We start from the raw sequence: 17574 nt of genomic DNA, 5'->3' as shown, positions 1-17574 counted from the left end.
ATACCCCGCTCACGCAATTCGTCAACTGGAACGGCGCCGGGCGCCTGCCTCAGGCAGCGGTTTGCGCGGCAACGACCTCGCCGAACCGGGTGAAGAACTTGCCCGAGAGTTTCTTGGCCGTCCCGGCAATCAGGCGACTGCCCAACTGGGCGATCTTGCCCCCGACATCAACCTTGGCGGTATAGGTCAGAACGGTCTCGTCACCATCCTCGGTCAGCGTTACGTCCGCACCACCCTTGGCAAAGCCTGCAGCGCCGCCCTTGCCCTCTCCCACCAGCGAAAACCCGTCGGGGGCGTTGGTCTGGTCCAGTGTCACCTCGCCAGCGAACCGCGCCTTCACGGGACCGATTTTCAGAACCACCTTGGCCTCAAGCTCGTTGGGGGCGGTCTGGGTCAGCTCTTCGCAGCCGGGGATGCATTCACGCAGAACCTCGGGATCGTTCAGCGCGCGATAAACCGCGTCCCGGGGGGCCGCAATGCGAATTTCGTCAGTCAGTTCCATTGGGTATTCCTCTGCTCAGCAACATCTGGGAAAGACGCGCAGCGCCTGTTCCGCGGCATCCTCGGGGGTTTGGGCGGGTCGGGGCGGCCATAGCCGCGCCACCCAGCTACGCAAGTTTTTCATCATGAGTTGTCTCCTCGGCGGTGTCCGCATTTCGCCAGCGCACGATCTCGGCCAGGATGGACAAGGCGATTTCGTGCGGATCAATGGCCCCGATATCCAGCCCGGCAGGCGACTTCAGGCGCGCAACCTTCTCGGTGTCCATACCCTGCAATACCAACCTGTCCGTCAGAACCTTCGCCTTGCGCTGGCTGGCCACCATCGACACCCGACTTGCCGGCGTTCCCAGCGCCGAGGCCAACGCTGCCCGGTCGTTCTGGCCTTGCGAGGCGACGACGACAAAATCGCGGGGCTCAACCCCCAACGCATCCACGTCGTCTGGGTCGAAACATGATTGCGCAGCCGCGTCGCTGGTCTCAAACGAAACGAATACGCGCAACCCGGCCAATGCCGCATGGTCCGCCAGCGCATGAGCAATCGGGGTGTCGCCAAAGATCACCAGGCGGGGCGCGTGTTGATAGGGTTCGACCAGCAGATCGACCGTACCGCCGGATGGGCAGCCACTCTTGAAGGTCTGAACGCCATCCGGATCGGTCATTGCCACCACCTTGTCCGAGGGTTTCACGCGGATCATCCGCGACGCACCGCTGGCCAGCGCTTCCTGTGCCGAGGCGCGCACCGCCCGCTGGACACAGGCTCCACCCAGATGGCCAAGGATCCTCCCGTCCCGGGTGATCGCCGCCTTGGCGCCCGCCTTGGCCGAGGTAGCATCTGCCGTCCGCACCACCGTTGCGACGCAGAACGCTTCGCCGCTGCTGCGCAGCTGGTCAATCGTGTCGAAAATGTCGAAACCAGGCATGGTCGGTTCCTCTCACAACTTTTGAAACTCGGGCTCCAACGCGGCCAGCGCGTCGAGCGTGTTTGCCGGAAGGTGCGCATCCAGATGGGGCAACGCGGCCTGCATGGCGGCGGCGACGGGCTGATAGTTCTCCCAACCTTTCAAGGGGTTCAGCCAGACGATCCGGCGCGCCTTGCGCCGGATCCTCGCCAAAGCCGCACCCAGCGCCTGCGGGTCAGAGCTGCAATAGCCATCCGAAAGGATCAGCACGATGGTGCGCCCATTCAGCGCTCGCGCACCGTATCCGTCCAGAAACCTTTCGAGACTGCCGGAGATGTCGGTGCCGCCGCCAAAACCTTCGGCCATCAGTGACAACCGGCCAGCGGCGCGCAGTGTGTCGTGGTCCCGCAACGCATCGGTGACCCGCATCAACCGCGTGTGAAACAGATAGGCATCCGCATCCGTTCCGCTGGCCACAAGGCCCTTGAGAAAGGCCAGAAATACACGCGAATAGACGGTCATGGACCCGCTGACATCGCACAGCGCGACGATCCGCATCGGGCGTGGTGGTCGGGCACGGCGAAACAGCTCCAAAGGCTCGCCCCCGCGCGCAAGGCTCGCCCGCTGGATGCGACGCATGTCCAGCGCCGGACCCCGCCGCGCCTGTTTGCGCCTGCGCGAACGTCGATCCCGTATCGCCCGCGCCAGGGCGAGGGCCGCGGCTTCGGCCCGGCGCAGGGATTGCTCGTCCATCAACTCGCGCAGATCCCGGCGCGACAGGTTGTCGGTCCGGGTTGCGATCAGCTTGCCGTCCGTTCCTTCGGCCAGTCCATCCCCGGAATCCGGGGTGCTGGCATCCTGCGCATCGGGGGAAGCGTCCGCGGAATCTCCGCGATCTGCGGGCTGCCAGATCATCGGCTTGGCCGACTGGACCCTGACATGGGTGTTCTGTGCCACGCCGCTCCGCTGCTTGCCCGCGTTGAACCAATAGGCATCGAACAAATCGTCAAAGCGCCGCCAATCCTCGGCATCCCCGGACATCACGGCACACAAGGCATTCCGCGCCTGCCCGACATCGGTGGCCTCGACCGAGGTCAGTGCGGCCAGCGCATCTCCGGTCTCCCGCGGTCCGACCCGCAAACCGTTCCCGCGCAGATGCGCAACGAATCCCGCCATCCGATCGGCCAATCCATGCGCCCGCGATGGAAACCGTGTCACCTGCATCACGCGACCTTTCCGATCAGGCGATCCATCACCTCGGGTGGAACGGCATCGTAATCCGCAGCGGTCTTCAGCAGACAAACCAGTGTGGCCTGTACGGCCTCGGGTGATTGGGACAGATCGTTGACGCCAAGACCCGAGAGGGCCGCGGCCCAATCCAGCATTTCGGCAATGCCGGGTGTCTTTTCCAGATCTTCCTTGCGCAGGTTCTGAACCACTCCGGTGATCTGGCGCGCCAACAGCCCTTCGACTTCGGGCATCCGTGCCCGCAGGATGGCCATTTCGGTCTCGCCAGACGGATAGTTCAAAAAGCTGTACAGACACCGCCGCCGCAGCGCATCCGAAAGATCGCGCGTGCCGTTCGCGGTCAGAATGACGATGGGTCGCGTTTTGGCGGAAATCGTCCCCAGTTCCGGGATCGTGATCTGAAAGTCCGACAGGATTTCAAGCAGATAGGCTTCAAATTCTTCATCCGCCCGGTCAATCTCATCGATTAGCAAAACGGGCGGATCATCGGCGCTGATCGCCTCCAACAACGGCCGCTTCAGCAGATAGTCATCGGAAAACAGCTGGGCCTCGCTGGTTCCGCCACGCGCCTCGGAGGCTCGGATGGCCAGCAGCTGCCGCTGGTAGTTCCACTCATAGATCGCGTGACTGGCGTCCAGCCCTTCGTAACACTGCAAGCGGATCAAACGGGCGTCGCGCCACGCCGCCAGCGCCTTGGCCACTTCGGTCTTGCCGACACCGGCCGGCCCCTCCAGCAGCAGCGGTCGTCCCAGGGTCTGGGCCAAATGCAACGCCATCGCCAACCGGTCGTCGGCAACATAGCCCTGCTGGGCCAAACCGTTCTGAACGTCACTCAGTGTCACACCAGGGTCCAATCTTCGTTTGCCCAAAATATCCCGAGGGGGTCGGAGGGGGTCAGCACCCCCTCCGTTCGGCGGACCGGGCCCAGCCGGTCCGAAACCGATTACCCGTGCATCCCCAAGCCGTTGGCGATCTTCCAGATCCGCCAATGGTCATGCGGCATGTGGCTCTGAACCAGGCCAAAGGGCCGGAACGCGTCGTGCACCGCATTCGAGAACGCCGGCACGCCACCCACATTCGGGCTTTCGCCGACACCCTTCGCGCCGATCGGATGATGCGGCGAGGGGGTCACCGTGTGATCGGTCGTGTAGTTGGGCGTTTCCCACGCGGTTGGCAGGAAGAAGTCCATCAGCGTGCCGGTCTTGACGTTGCCCATCTCATCATAGGCGATCTCTTGACCCATCGCGATGGCCAGCGCCTCGGTTACACCGCCATGCACCTGACCTTCGATGATCATGGGGTTGATCCGGGTTCCGCAATCGTCCAGCGCATAGAACTGCCGGACTTCCCATTCGCCGGTATCCACATCGATCTCCATGACACAGATATAGGCGCCGAACGGATAGGTCATGTTGGGCGGGTCATAGTAGCTGACGGCTTCCAGACCCGGCTCCAACCCCGGGATGGCCTGATTGTAGGCGGCAAAGGCGATCTCTTTCATCGTCTTGAACCGCTCGGGCGCGCCTTTGACCGCGAACCGGTCCACGTCCCATTCGACATCGTCGTCGTGAACCTCAAGCAGATAGGCCGCGATCATCTGCGCCTTGGCGCGGATCTTGCGTGCAGCCATGGCTGTTGCAGCCCCCGCAACCGGCGTGGACCGAGAGCCATATGTGCCCAAGCCATAGGGCGCGGTGTCGGTGTCCCCTTCCTCCAGCGTGATGTCGTCGGCTGGAAGACCGATCTCGCTGGCGATGATCTGGGCAAAGGTCGTCGCGTGACCCTGACCCTGAGAGATCGTCCCCAACCGCGCGATGGCTGACCCGGTCGGGTGGATGCGGATTTCGCAGCTGTCGAACATCCCCAAACCCAGAATATCGCAGTTCTTCACAGGCCCTGCCCCGACGATTTCGGTGAAATGCGTCAGACCAATCCCCAGAAGCTTGCGCGTCTTTCCGGCTTTGAAATCCTCGATCCGCTGGGCCTGCTCGGCGCGCAGGCCGTCGTAGTCGACCGCTTTCAGCGCCTTGTCCCAGGCGGTGTGGTAATCGCCCGAGTCATATTCCCATCCCAGCGCCGACTGATAGGGGAACTGATCGGCCTTGATGAAGTTGATCCGGCGCAGCTCGGCCGCGTCCATGTTCAACTTGATGGCCAGGACCTCTATCATCCGCTCGATGAAATAGGCGGCTTCGGTCACGCGGAAGGAACAGCGATAGGCCACGCCACCCGGCGCCTTGTTGGTATAGACGCCGTCCACGGCCAGATAGGCGGTCGGGATGTCGTAAGACCCGGTGCAGATGTTCATGAACCCGGCCGGGAACTTGGTCGGGTCGGCGCAGGCGTCGAACCCCCCGTGGTCCGCGGTTGTATGACACCACAGGCCCGTGATCTTGCCGTCTTTGGTGGCGGCGATTTTGCCCTGCATCCAGTAGTCGCGGGCAAAGGCGGTGGACATCAGGTTTTCCATCCGGTTCTCGACCCATTTCACCGGCTTGCCAGTGACGATCGAGGCCACGACCGAACAGACATAGCCTGCATATGCGCCCACCTTGTTGCCGAAGCCGCCGCCGATATCGGGGCTGATGACCCGGATGTTGTGCTCGGCGAGGCCCGAAATCAGGGACACGACAGTGCGGATCGCATGCGGCGCCTGGAAGGTGCCGTACAGCGTCAGCTTGCCGGTCACCTTGTCCATGCTGGCCACGCAGCCGCAGGTCTCAAGCGGACAGGGGTGGGTGCGGTGGTAGTAGACCATTTCCTCGGCCACCACATCGGCTTCGGCCAGAACCGCTTCGGTCGCGTCCTTGTCGCCCTGTTCCCAGGTGAAGATGTGGTTGTGATGCTTGCGCGGCCCGTGGGCGCCTTCTGTCTGACCCTCGAGATCCTCACGCAGCACTACGTCGGACTTCAGCGCCTCGAACGGGTCGGTCAGAACCGGCAGTTCCTCGTATTCGACTTCGACCAGTTCGACAGCATCCGCGGCGACATAGCGGTCTTCGGCAACCACATAGGCCACCTCCTGGCCCTGGAACAGGACCTTTCCATCGGCCAGCACCATCTGCTTGTCGCCAGCAAGCGTGGGCATCCAGTGCAGACCCAGCGGCGCCAAGTCCTCGGCCGTCAGAACGGCCACGACACCTGGCACGGCCAGAGCGGCCTCTTTGTTGACGCTGACAACCCGGGCATGGGCATAGGGTGAACGGACAAAGGCGCCGAACAGCATTCCGTCCAGCTTGATGTCATCGACGTAGTTGCCCCTGCCTTGGGTAAAGCGCACGTCCTCGACGCGTTTGCGCGAGCTGCCCATCCCCTTGAGGTTGGCGGCGCGTTCTTCGGGGGTCATGGTCTGGTCGTTCATTCCGCGGCCTCCTTCTGCGCGTTCAGCATGTCAGCCGAGGCTGAGATCGCCTTGACGATGTTCTGGTACCCGGTGCAGCGGCATAGATTGCCGGCCATGCCAAAGCGGATTTCTTCTTCGGTCGGGTTGGGGTTTTCCTGCAGCAGGCGATGCGCACGGGTGATCATGCCCGGCGTGCAGAAACCGCACTGAAGCCCGTGATGCTCGCGGAACATTTCCTGCAACACGCCAAGGCTGCCATCGTCATTGGTCAGCCCTTCGACGGTCGTGATATCGGCCCCGTTCACCTGCGCCACGAAGGTCGTGCAGGATTTGACGGATTTGCCATCGATATCCACGGTACAGGCTCCGCAATGGCTGGTTTCGCAACCGATATGCGGGCCGGTGATTTTCAGATCTTCCCGCAGGAAGTGGATCAGCAACGTGCGCGGTTCGGCCAGGCCCTCGACCTGCTTGCCGTTCACGGTGAGTTTGACATGCATCTTCGACATCTGTGTTCCTCCCCTCAGCCCGCGCGGTTCTGTGCACGGTCGATGGCGCGGCGCAGCATCACGGCGGCCACGTGTTTCTTGAATTCGACGGGGCCGCGGTTGTCGGCCACCGGGTCGATCGCCTTGAGCATCGCGGCCACGCAGCCGTCGACATCGCCCGAGGCCAGTGCCGCACTGGCCGCGTCAGACCAGACGGGCGTGTCGGACAGGTTGGTCATCGCCACCGATGCCTGACCGTTGCCAACCATCACTGCGGCAGCCGCGGTTGCGTAATCGCCGATCTTGCGTTTCTGCTTTTCATAGGCCTGCCCGACACCGGGGCCGGGAACCGGGATGGAAATCCGCGTCAGGATCTCCTCGTCCTCGCGGGCGGTAAAATAGGCCGCCTCGTAGAAATCGCGGGCCGGGACGCTGCGGGTGCCGTCAGGGCCGGACAGTTCGAACGACGCGTTCAGGCACTGCATCAGACCCGGCATGTCATTGCCCGGATCCCCGTTGGCCACGTTCCCGCCGACCGTTCCCATGTAACGCACCTGCGGATCCGCGATCTGCAGAGCCGCTTCGCGGATCAGCGGGATCGCGTCGGCAAGACCGTCGTGGGTGATCAATTCGTGCTGCGTGACCATCGCGCCCAAGGTCACGGTATCAGACCCGACTTCGATGCCTTTGAGTTCCTCGATGGCCTGCAGGTCGACCAAATGGCCCATCTCGGCCATGCGCAGTTTCATCATCGGGATCAGACTGTGCCCGCCTGCGATCACGCGCGCTTCGTCCCCGTGTTCCTGCAGAATGTCGATGGCCGAGGCGACGTCGCCTGGCCGGTGATACTCGAAACCGGCTGGTATCATGTTTTCCTCCCTTGGCCCGTTCACTTCGGGGCCTTGGGAATAAGGAAAGTCCTGAGGGCGTGCGCAGGCTATCGCGCAGGAACGGGGGGCGCGGGTTGTTTCACGAAATGCGAATGGGCTGCACGAGTTGCGATCAGAGGCCCAGCGCCTCGCGGATGTCCGTCAGGCGGGATCGGCTGACCGGCACCTTGCTGAGCGCATCGACCTGGTCGAAATAACAGGTGCCGTTGTCCTTGTGCCGCTCAAACCGGGAAACGTGTCTGGGGTTCACGAGGTAACTTCGGTGGGCCCGCAAAAAGCCGTCTGGTTTCAGGCGGGTTTCGGCCTCGGTGATCGACCATGGGCAGAACAGTTTCTCGGCGCCCATGTACAAAACGGTGTAGTGCCCCTCGGCCCGAATGGCGGCGATGCGCGCTGGTTCGGTGAAAAAGGTCTGGCCCTCGCGCTCAAACGGGACGCCGGCGCGCAGAGCCGGTTCCGGCTGCGGCGCTTCGGCCGCTGGCTCGGGCCCGATAAAGGTGATCCCGGTCAGCAGGAATGCCCCGCAAATCAGGAACACCGCAACGGTCACCCCCATCGCAAGAACCTGATTGTTCAAAGCCGGGCCCGCGCCACCTGCATTGTCACTGGCGGTAAAATCGGTCAGGCCCGTGGCGACGAAGTGCATGGTGAACACGGCCAGGCCAAAACACACCGTGCCCAGCAGGATATTGCGCTGGGTGCGATTGTCGTAGGCAACCCAGATCGCCAGCACTGACAGCACCACCGAAGCCACGGTCGCGATCGCAACGTCTGATGCGGTGTAGACGGGACGGCACAGTTCCATCCCGGCCATGCCGATATAGTGCATCACCACGATACCAAGACCCACGATCACACCCGCGCCGACAATCGTACCCGGGCTACGCGCGCGGAAGTGCAACAGCAGCAACGCCAGCCCGACCATCAGAATGGCGACCAGGGCCGAGATCAGGGTGATCAACGCGTCATAATAAAAAAGGATCGGCAGTTGCAGGCCCAGCATGGCCACGAAATGCATCGACCAGATGCCCCCGCCCAAAATGACTGCGGCCAAGGCGACAACGAACTTCCGCCTCTGGTCATCCAGCTTTGAGGCGCCATGCGTCAGATACAGGCCCGTGAACCCGGCCATGAGTGCGACGGCCAACGAGGCCCCCACGAGCCAAGCGTTATGCGAGTAATCCAGCATTTCGGTTTGCACGCCCTCCCCGACGCGAGAGTGACGTTAGCAAAGCGACGTGTCTGGGACAATCGGCAGGCGGACCCTGCGGGTCACGGGCTGGCAAAAGATCCGCCGCCCGACCATTTCGGCGGGCGGCGGGCAGGCAGATCAATCGCTGATCGCGCTTTCTTCGTCACGACGCTGGTGCATCTTGGCCTTGACCCGGGCGCCCACGATCAGGGGCAGGACAAAGCCGATGATCGCGATTGTCCACAACCCGATGGACAGCGGGCTGTCGATCAGGGTCCACCAGTTGCCATTGTCGATGGTCACGGCGCGACGCAGGTTGTTCTCCATCGCGTTGCCCAGCAGGGTACCCAGAATGATCGGCACCAGTGGCACGTCCAGCTTGCGCAGGACCCAGCCCATCACGCCGAACCCGATCATCACCAGCAGGTCAAAGCTGGACCCGGAAATGCCGTAGATGCCGACAAAGCTGACCATGGCCACGATCGGCATCAGGATGCGCGACGGGATCATCAGCACGCGGGTGAATAGGCCCACCATGGGGATGTTCATGGCCAGCAGCATGAAGTTGGCGATGAACAGCGCCGCGATCAGGCCCCAGACCACATCCGGGTTCTGCGTGAACAGCAGCGGCCCGGGCGTGATGTTCAGCGCCAGCAGCACCGCCAGCAGCACCGCCGTGGTACCCGATCCCGGAACGCCCAGCGCCAGCATCGGTACCAATGCGCCTCCGGCGGCGGCGTTGTTGCCAGCCTCGGGCGCGGCCACGCCGCGCGGATCACCGGTGCCAAAGGTGTTTTTCTTATCCACCAGCCGCTTTTCCATCGAGTACGAAATGAACGACCCCAGTGATGCCCCGGCCCCGGGAAGAACCCCGGCGATGAAGCCCAGGAACGAGGTGCGCAGCATCGTCGGCGTGCAGCTCTTGATCATCGACATCGGAGGGTAGAGCTTGCCGATTTTCAGCTTGCTGCCCTCGGCGTCAGACCCGCCATGCCGGTGTTCGAGGAAAATGAACACCTCGGACAGGGCGAACAGGCCGACGATGGCCACTAGGAAATCGATCCCGTCGTACAGATGCACCTCGCCATAGGTAAAGCGCGGCACGCCCGTTTGGGTATCAACACCGATGGTCGCCAGCCCAAGCCCCAGCGCGGCGGCAAAAGCCGATTTGGCTTGGTTGGTCGACGACACACCGCCCAGCGTCATGAACGCTAGCGCGAAAAGGGCAAAATACTCGGCCGGGCCGAACAGCAGTGCCACTTTGACCAGCTGAGGCGCCAGCAGGATCAGGCCCCAGGTCGCCAGGAACGCGCCGACGAACGAGGCGATACCTGACAGCGAAAGAGCCTCACCCGCCAGACCTTTCTTGGCCATGGGATGCCCATCCAGACAGGTCATCATCGCAGGCTCGTCGCCGGGGATGTTCAGCAGGATCGACGAGATCCGCCCCCCGTACATCGCCCCGTAATAGACACTGGTCAGCAGGATCAGCGACGGCGTCGCGCCCAGCCCCAGCGTGAAGGCCAGCGGGATCAGGATGGCCACGCCGTTCGACGGGCCCAGCCCCGGCAGCGCGCCCATGACCGTGCCCAGAAAGCAGCCCAACAGGGCCAGCATCAGGTTCTGCCAGGTCAGCGCGATGGCGAACCCATCGGCCAAGGATGCAAAAGTTTCCATGATCGCCCCCTAGAAACCCAGCGGCCCTTTGGCCAACGACAGGCCCAGAACCAGATGGAAAATGACGTAGATGCCAACCGAGGTGCCCACGCCGACCAGAACGCTTTCGATCGGGCCGGACCCCAATCGCCAGGCCAGGTAGGCCGCGGCAAAGGCCGTTGCGATGACGAAGCCCAGCTCGGGCAGCAATTCGGCATACAGGATCATGACCACCACCGCGGCGGCGATCTCGACCAGACGGCCAAGGGCCGGCCATTCCGGCTCGGCGTCCGGGCGCAGGGCGATCACCGCGCTGGACACGCCCAAAATGGCGGCGATGATCAAAGGAAAGGCCTTGGGCCCAACGGCATCGGACAGAAAGCTTTCTTCGATCGCCAGCGCGGATATCGCGAAACCAATGGCAAGAAGAAGTCCGACAACCCCGAAGATGCGGTCACTCATCGGTGTCTCCTGTTGTTCGGGTATAAAGAGTGCGGGCGCCACGCTGTCGCGGCACCCGCCTGCACGTGAGTGGTGCGGTTACTTGATGATCCCGATCTCTTTCGAGATGGTCTGGATCTGACCGACGGACTCGGCAACGAAGTTCTGGAAGTCCTCGCCCTGCAGGTCCAGCGGAGCCAAACCGTTGGCGGCCATCACTTCTTTCCACTCGTCCGACGCATACAGGTCACCGATTTTTGCGACCCAGTCGTTGTAGGCCTCGTCCGACATGCCGCCTGGGGCATAGAAGCCGCGCCAGTTGGCGCCGATGGCGTCCACACCCTGTTCCTTGGCGGTCGGGAAGTCAGCGAATTCGCCGGGCAGACGCTCGGGCGCCAGAACCGCGATCACCTTGATGTCGCCGGAATCCACGAAACCCTTGGCTTCGGAAATGTCACCGGTGAAGGCCTGGACCGAGCCGGCCAGCAGCTGGGTCACCGCCTCGCCGCCGCCGTCAAAGGCGATGTACTTGACCGCGCGGACATCGTCGATGCCATAGGCGTTGGCCGCGATCAACACCTTCAGGTGGTCCCAGCCGCCCACGGCCGAACCGCCGGCAACCGAGACCGAAGCCGGGTCGGCTTTGATCTGGTCCAGCAGCTCGGGCAGGGTGTTGACCGGGCTGTCGGCAGCCACGGCGATCACTCCATAGTCGGCGCCGATCGCGGCCAGCCAACGGACCTGATCCATAGTGTTGCCCGGATAGGCGCCCTGGGCCAGACGGGTTGCAGTTGCGGCACTTGCGGCGACAATCAGGTTGTTGTCGTCATTGCGCTTGTTCACCACCTCGGCAAAGGCCACGCCACCGCCGCCACCGGCCAGGTTCACGACCTGCATGGTCTGGTCGATCAGGCCCAGATCCTGCAGCGACTTGCCCACCTGACGGCAGGTAAAGTCCCAACCACCACCGGGGTTGGCCGGTGCAATGCATTCCTGAGCGCTGGCGGCAAAGCCGGTCAGGGCGAATACGGCAGCGGCTACGACGCCGCCGGTTCCAAACAGTTTCATTTGGTTCTCCTCCTAGGGTCTTCTTGGCCTGCTGTTACGCAGACGAAACCGGTCCCTGCAGGGAGCCGGGCGCGCAGCCCTTCCTTGCAGGTTGTTTTTCTTTAACGAATAATGCTGTCACGAACCTGTCATGTTGCGACGGGCGTTCGGGGGGATAATGCGTGTATTGATGATCGAAGATGCCGAGGATCTGGCCGAGGGCGTCGTGGCCCATCTGGGCCGGTCCGGTGTGGTGTGCGATCTGGCGACCTCGGTCGAGGCCGCGCGCGATTTCCGCGCGGTCCAAGGCTATGACGCGATACTGCTGGACATCAACCTGCCCGACGGGTCGGGCCTGGGCTTTCTGGACGAAATCCGTGGTGGGGGTGACCGCATTCCAGTCTTGATGCTGACCGCGCTGACCGCGGTCGAGGACCGGGTCGCCGCGCTGGACAAAGGGGCCGACGATTACTTGGGCAAACCCTTCGACCAGCGCGAGCTCGAGGCGCGGTTGCGCGCGCTGGTGCGCCGAGATGCCGACCGCAAGAGCGAGCAGATCACGCTGGGCCCGCTGGTCTATGCCCCCAAGGACCGCAGCGCCACGCTGGGCGGCAAACGCCTGAACCTGACCGCGCGCGAGGCCGCCGTGCTGGACGCCCTGATCCGGCACGAGGGGCAGTTCCTGTCCAAGGCGCGGCTGTACGACTCGCTTTACGGGTTCGAGGATGCCGATGTGGGCGTGAACGCGATCGAGCTGTATATCGCCCGACTGCGCAAGAAATTCTCGGACAGCGGCGTGGCCATCACCACCCAGCGCGGGGTCGGGTACCGGATCGGCCTGCATGGTTAAGCCGCCCCTGCCCCACAGCCTGACCGCCCGGGTGCTGAGCGCGGTGATGCTGATCCTTGTTCTGGGCGGCGTTCTGGTCGGCCTGTCGATCTGGGCCAACGGGCGGCTGGCGGCTCGTCAGGCCTATGACCGGCTGCTGCTGGGCGCCGCCAGCGACATTGCCGAATCCGTGCGCATCCAGGACGGCCAGCCTATCGTCGACCTTCCGGTTTCGGCGTTTGAGCTGCTGGCCCAGGCCCCGGATGACCGGATCTATTACGCGGTGCGCGGGCCCGACGGGCGCTTTATCACCGGGCTGGACCCGGACACTGTGATCGCGCCCCCGCAGCCCTTCAGCCAGTCGGCCCAGTATTTCGCGGCAGACCTGAACGGGGAACCAGCCCGGTTCGTCCGTGTGCCCCGCCTGTTCGCCGAGCGCGACTTTTCCGGCGAAGTCGAAATCGTGGTCGGCCAGACCTTGTTGGCACGGCGCGCGATGACCGCCGGGCTGATGCTGGATGCCCTGCTGCCGATGGCGGTTGCCGGCGCGTTGCTACTGATCATGTCGTGGTTCGTCACCCGTTCGGCGCTGCGCCCGCTCGAGGCGATGTCGGATGACCTGATCCGCCGTGACCCCTATGACCTGACGCCCGTGGCCAGCGACGGTCTGCCGCGCGAATTGCAGGCCATGATCGCGGCGATGAACCGGTTCATGGGGCGGCTGGACAGGCAGGTTCTGTCGATGCGCAATCTGATCGCCGACACCGCGCATCAGTTGCGCACCCCGGTCGCGGCGATCCGGGTCCAAGCCGAAATCGCGCAGGCGGATCCGGATGCCCCGGCTCGCCACCGCGCGTTGGACCGGCTGCTGAACCGTACGCGGTCGCTCGGGACACTTCTGGATCAGCTATTGTCGCGCGCGATGGTCATCCACCGCATCGACAGCGCCCCGCGCCTGCCGGTCGATCTGCGCGAAGTGGCGCTCGAGGCGCTGGAGCAGAGCGACCACGAGGTGATCGCCCCCGGCGTCGAGGTGAATCTGAAAATCGGGGAAGACCCGGTCTGGGTGCGGGGCGATGCGTTTTCGCTGGGCGAGGCCACCAAGAACCTGCTGGGCAACGCGCTGCGCCACGGCAAGGCCCCGGTCAGCATCGGCGCCAGCCTGGACGGTGGCCGCGCCGTTCTGTGGGTGCGCGACAGCGGCCCGGGGCCGGAAACGTCGGTCTCTGCCCGGCTGGGCGACCGGTTCAACCGCAACGCAGGGTCGGGCGAGGACAGCAGCGGGCTGGGCCTGTCGATCGTCAAATCCACCGCCGAAGCCTTTGACGGCACCGTCGAGATGACCCGCACCGATGACGGGTTTCGCGTATCGCTCAGCTTTCCGGCGGCCACCGAAGGAACAGGCGCATGATACGGTTTCTGATCGCGCTGGCCCTGTGCGTGCTGATGCCGGGTACCCGCACCGCGGCGCAGGAGGCGGTGACCGAATTCGGCACCGGGCCCACCCCCCTGCTGGTGCGCTCGACCACGGATATCGGGATCATTCGCCCGGTGATGGAACAGTTCGCGGCGCAAAACCCCGACCTGACCATCACCTATGAACAATGGGGCTCGAACGCGCTGTTCCAGCACAGCAAGACGGCCTGCAAGACCGGCGACAGCCCGGCCGATGCGGTGTTCTCCTCGGCGGTCCAGCAGATGGTTTGGTTGGTGAATGCCGCCTGCGCCCACCGCTACAGCTCGGCCCTGACGCAGGCCCTGCCCCCAGCCCGGCGCTGGCGGGACGAGCTGTGGGGAATCACCACCGAACCCGCCGTCATCGTCTACAACAAGGATCGTCTGGACGATCTGGAGGTGCCGCGCAGCCGCTTTGCCCTGCTGGACGCGATGCGCACCCGCCCCGACCTGCTGCGCGGCCGCGTGGCGACCTACGACATCGCGGCCTCGGGGCTGGGGTATCTGTTTGCCTATGGAGACAGTCTCGAGGCCACCACCTTCGGGTCACTGATCGAAGGTTTCGCGCGCATAGATGCCATCGCCACCTGTTGTTCCGCCGAGATCATTCGCGACGTTGCCGAGGGCCGGTTCCTGATCGCCTATAACGTGCTTGGCTCTTATGTCGCGAATGCCCAGGACCCCGCGGTTGGGGTGATCCTGCCCGAGGACTACACCCTCGTCCTGTCCCGCGCCTTTCTGATCCCGAAGAATGCAGGCAACAGTGCCGCCGCAGCCCGTTTGCTGGATTTCCTGCTCTCTGCCCGGGCGCAGGACTTGCTCGCAACCTCGGGGCTTGTGTCCCGGATGGACTCGGCCGAGACCGGACTGACGCCCAGCGCACGACGGTTCATCCCTTTGTCGCCGGCCCTTCTGGTGGCCAGCGACCCAAACCGCAGGGCAGAGTTGTTCAAACTGTGGAACGACGCGTTTGACGTCGAAACCGCCCGCTAGGCGGGTTTTGGTCCGGCGTCTTTGGTCTCAGGCTCTTCGGGGGCCTGATCAGCCATGCTGGCATCGACAATCTCAGGCTCGGGGATATCCTCGATCTCGGCGTCCTCGGCCATATCCGACCGGTCTTCCAGAGTCCCTACGATCAGAGGCAGCATGTGAACACCCGTCGCCGTGGCGATCTCGGGGGTTTTGGGGATCTGCCAGCTGAGCGTGTCAAAGCTGTGACAGTTGGGGCAGACCGGCGCCCATTCAGCCTGGATGTCATGGCAGTTGTCGCAGACCCATTGCGGCCCGCGCGGCGCATTCAACGCTTTGGCCAGCCAGCCCTGAACCACCGCGTCCGAGGCCCCTTCGCCGCGCTCGATGGCAGCCATCAGGGTATAGGCTCGGGCATCGGCACCTTTCTCGACCACATCTCCAAGCGCCCGGCGGGCCTCGGGAAAGTCTTCGGCGACGATGTTCAGCTCGGCCAGGATCAGGCGGGTTTCCAGATGTTCGGGATGGATGCGCGTCAATGCCGTAAAACGCTTGACCCGTTCCTCGGCGGTTTCGTCGGGCACGATCTCGGCAAAGGCATGGGCCAGATCCGGATGCGGCTGCGCCTCCCATGCCTTTTTGAGAATCTTTGTCGCAGCGCGCGGCTTGCCCTTGGCGATGTAGGCCCGTGCGGCCATGGCGGCCGCCGGCACCAGGTCGGGTGAGAGGCGGTTCGCCTCGATCGCGCGCTCCTGCTGTTCGACACTGGCGGTTTCATCCAGAATTCCTTTGGCCTCGGACAGGGCCAGAACAGCGTCGCGCCGCTTGAACACATCACGCGGCAGCGCGCCGGACTTCAACTTGGCGGTCAGGGTCGACCGTGCGCCGGCCCAGTCCTGTGCCTTGGTCTGCAGTTTCAGAAGCACATCCTGCGTTTCCTGATGCCGCGGCTTCAGCGCCAGTGCCTTTTCGGCGAGTTTGCGCGCGGTTTCATCGTCGCCCTCGGCCAACTTCTGTTTCATGATTCCGCGCACGCCGACGAACCGTGTGGCCTGATCCGTCACCAGTTTCTTATAGGTTTCCGAGGCCTTCTTGGTGTCACCGACCATTTCCGCTGCCTGGGCCACCAGAAGGTTCGTCAGTTCCGGCTTGTTCAGCAGCCGTTCCGCCTTGTGCGCCATCGTCATGGCCGTCCGCCCCTCGCCCGAGGCCAGTGCCATCAACCCGTCAGCCAGCGCCTGATAGCCCCGTTTCTCGCGGCTGCGGTCGAAATAGCGCGAAAGGGCAGTCTCATCACCGTTGAGGAATTTCAGGGTCGCAATCAGCAGATTGAGCAGCTTGAAAAACAGCCAAACCGCCAGAACCAGCAGGCCCAGCGCAATCACCGACTGCAGCGGGCTGAGCGTGACCTCGGTTCCCATCGCGGTGATCTGGATGCCACCGCTGGTTTCCATCAGAACACCTGCCCCCATGGCCAGAAGGCCGACGATCGCGACAAAAACCAGGATCTTCAACAATGACCAGAGCATGGCAGGCCCCTCAGTTCGAGTTCACGCTTGTCACAAGCGCATTGGCGGCTTCGACCGCGGATTGGCGGGATTTGGCAGCCGCGATCCATTCGGCCATAGCTGGCTGCGCCGCTTCCGGAAGCGCGCCCAGCTCGGTCAAAGCCGTGCTGATGTCACCTTTGCCCAACGCAGCCTCCGCTCGTGACAGGATAGCGTCGGGATCATTGCCATCTTTTGGCGAGACGGACCGGGCACCGGTCTGCCGCTGGAGAAAGGCGACAAGGCCCGTTCCCTTGTCGGCTTCGCGCGCATCGGCCAGTGCAGTTCGGGCGGCAGGCGCAAAACTCTCGCGCAGATCCGTCAGTGTCGGCACACCTTCGCCAGCCGGAGCGGACAGGGCTTCTGGCACCTGCACACCGCCGGTCTGCAACTGGGCCACCAGATCGGCATAGGGTGCGCCGGCATCCAATTGACCCTGGATCTTGGACAGCACGGCCAGGTTCTCTGCCGCCTGTGCCCTGGCCTGGGCTTGCGCATCCAGGGTTTGCGCTTCGGCGACCATCTTTTCGACTTCGGCACGCTGGGCGGCCAGTGAGTCCTGCAGCTTTTTCAGCTCGGCCTCGACGGCCGCAACGGTCTCGGGCGAGGCCGCGTCGGTCAACGGACGCGCCTCAAGCTGTGCGACGCGTTGCGCCAGGGGGTCAACCTTGCCGGACAGATCGTCGACATTGGATTTGAGCGCGGAAAGGTCGCTTTCGATCGGCGTCAGCTTCGCGCTCAGCGCCACGATTTCAGCGGACGTGTCGGGAACTGCAGACAATTGCTTGCTCAGGTCAGCCAGTTGCTGAGCCTGGTCGGACATCTTGGTCGCAAGCGCCGCAATCGCCTCGGACGGATCGGACCCTGCCGGCCAAAGCAGATCGCTGCGTCCCGCGGCGAACCCCAGCGCCGCCGCGATAACGCCACCAATCAGCGCCGGCATGAACCCGCTTCGCTTGGCCTCAGATTGCTGATCGGTTGCCGTAGCCCGATCGGCTTCGGCTTCGGCTTCGGCTTCGGCTTCGGCTTCGGCTTCGGCTTCGGCTTCGGCTTCGGCTTCGGCTTCGGC

Annotated in this window: 16 protein-coding genes; 3 read left to right on the top strand and 13 right to left on the bottom strand. The window is 63.8% G+C overall.

From position 1 onward, the window contains the following. Positions 1–49: 49 nt before the first annotated feature. The 11 genes from AC2FNL_RS12170 to AC2FNL_RS12120 all read right to left on the bottom strand — a co-directional run bounded on the left by AC2FNL_RS12170 (position 50) and on the right by AC2FNL_RS12120 (position 11726). Complete coding sequence (locus tag AC2FNL_RS12170; RefSeq protein WP_093963846.1) at positions 50–502, bottom strand: SRPBCC family protein; 453 nt, start codon at positions 500–502, stop codon at positions 50–52. A gap of 106 nt (positions 503–608) precedes the next feature. After that, a complete protein-coding gene (locus AC2FNL_RS12165) occupies positions 609–1421 on the bottom strand; it encodes an XdhC family protein (RefSeq protein WP_496833805.1) in 813 nt (270 codons plus the stop codon). Between the two features lie 12 nt (positions 1422–1433). Then, on the bottom strand, positions 1434–2576 hold the full coding sequence (locus AC2FNL_RS12160; RefSeq protein WP_496833804.1) for a vWA domain-containing protein: 1143 nt from the start codon (positions 2574–2576) through the stop codon (positions 1434–1436). A 47-nt stretch (positions 2577–2623) separates the two neighbouring features. Beyond that, complete coding sequence (locus tag AC2FNL_RS12155) at positions 2624–3424, bottom strand: AAA family ATPase (protein WP_254432939.1); 801 nt, start codon at positions 3422–3424, stop codon at positions 2624–2626. A 167-nt stretch (positions 3425–3591) separates the two neighbouring features. Further along, the gene (locus AC2FNL_RS12150; protein WP_496833803.1) at positions 3592–6009 is read right to left on the bottom strand and encodes an aerobic carbon-monoxide dehydrogenase large subunit; all 2418 of its coding nucleotides are present in this window, start codon (positions 6007–6009) and stop codon (positions 3592–3594) included. Continuing rightward, entirely contained in the window at positions 6006–6500 is a 495-nt protein-coding gene (locus tag AC2FNL_RS12145) for a (2Fe-2S)-binding protein (protein ID WP_093963851.1), read from the bottom strand. Before AC2FNL_RS12145 ends, AC2FNL_RS12150 begins: the two co-directional genes overlap by 4 nt. Positions 6501–6514: 14 nt before the next feature. Next, on the bottom strand, positions 6515–7348 hold the full coding sequence (locus AC2FNL_RS12140) for an FAD binding domain-containing protein (protein ID WP_496833802.1): 834 nt from the start codon (positions 7346–7348) through the stop codon (positions 6515–6517). A 133-nt stretch (positions 7349–7481) separates the two neighbouring features. Then, a complete protein-coding gene (locus AC2FNL_RS12135; RefSeq protein WP_496833830.1) occupies positions 7482–8558 on the bottom strand; it encodes an MHYT domain-containing protein in 1077 nt (358 codons plus the stop codon). A gap of 141 nt (positions 8559–8699) precedes the next feature. Then, positions 8700–10238 carry a tripartite tricarboxylate transporter permease gene (locus AC2FNL_RS12130; RefSeq protein WP_496833801.1) on the bottom strand — a complete coding sequence of 513 codons (1539 nt, stop codon included), beginning with the start codon at positions 10236–10238 and terminating at the stop codon, positions 8700–8702. Between the two features lie 9 nt (positions 10239–10247). Next, a complete protein-coding gene (locus AC2FNL_RS12125; protein ID WP_170340610.1) occupies positions 10248–10679 on the bottom strand; it encodes a tripartite tricarboxylate transporter TctB family protein in 432 nt (143 codons plus the stop codon). Between the two features lie 78 nt (positions 10680–10757). Then, a complete protein-coding gene (locus AC2FNL_RS12120) occupies positions 10758–11726 on the bottom strand; it encodes a Bug family tripartite tricarboxylate transporter substrate binding protein (RefSeq protein WP_093963854.1) in 969 nt (322 codons plus the stop codon). 157 nt (positions 11727–11883) lie between these two features. Here AC2FNL_RS12120 and AC2FNL_RS12115 point away from each other — a divergent pair, with 157 nt between their 5' ends. From AC2FNL_RS12115 to AC2FNL_RS12105, 3 genes are read left to right on the top strand one after another with little or no spacing between them, the layout of a single operon-like run. Beyond that, positions 11884–12555 carry a response regulator transcription factor gene (locus tag AC2FNL_RS12115; protein ID WP_496833800.1) on the top strand — a complete coding sequence of 224 codons (672 nt, stop codon included), beginning with the start codon at positions 11884–11886 and terminating at the stop codon, positions 12553–12555. Continuing rightward, entirely contained in the window at positions 12548–13945 is a 1398-nt protein-coding gene (locus tag AC2FNL_RS12110) for a sensor histidine kinase (protein WP_496833799.1), read from the top strand. Before AC2FNL_RS12115 ends, AC2FNL_RS12110 begins: the two co-directional genes overlap by 8 nt. Then, complete coding sequence (locus tag AC2FNL_RS12105) at positions 13942–14982, top strand: ABC transporter substrate-binding protein (protein WP_496833798.1); 1041 nt, start codon at positions 13942–13944, stop codon at positions 14980–14982. Before AC2FNL_RS12110 ends, AC2FNL_RS12105 begins: the two co-directional genes overlap by 4 nt. Here AC2FNL_RS12105 and AC2FNL_RS12100 read toward each other — a convergent pair. After that, positions 14979–16487, bottom strand: a complete 1509-nt coding sequence (locus AC2FNL_RS12100; protein WP_496833797.1) for a heme biosynthesis protein HemY — start codon at positions 16485–16487, stop codon at positions 14979–14981. The two genes, AC2FNL_RS12105 and AC2FNL_RS12100, sit on opposite strands and share 4 nt — an antisense overlap. Positions 16488–16497: 10 nt before the next feature. Next, positions 16498–17574 (bottom strand): COG4223 family protein (locus tag AC2FNL_RS12095; RefSeq protein WP_496833796.1); only part of this gene is annotated, 1077 nt, incomplete at its 5' end.

The organism is Ruegeria sp. CRTD044 (genome assembly GCF_059613485.1).
Note: the sequence above shows the minus strand (reverse complement) of the source record. Positions and strands in the feature narration are given on the sequence as shown.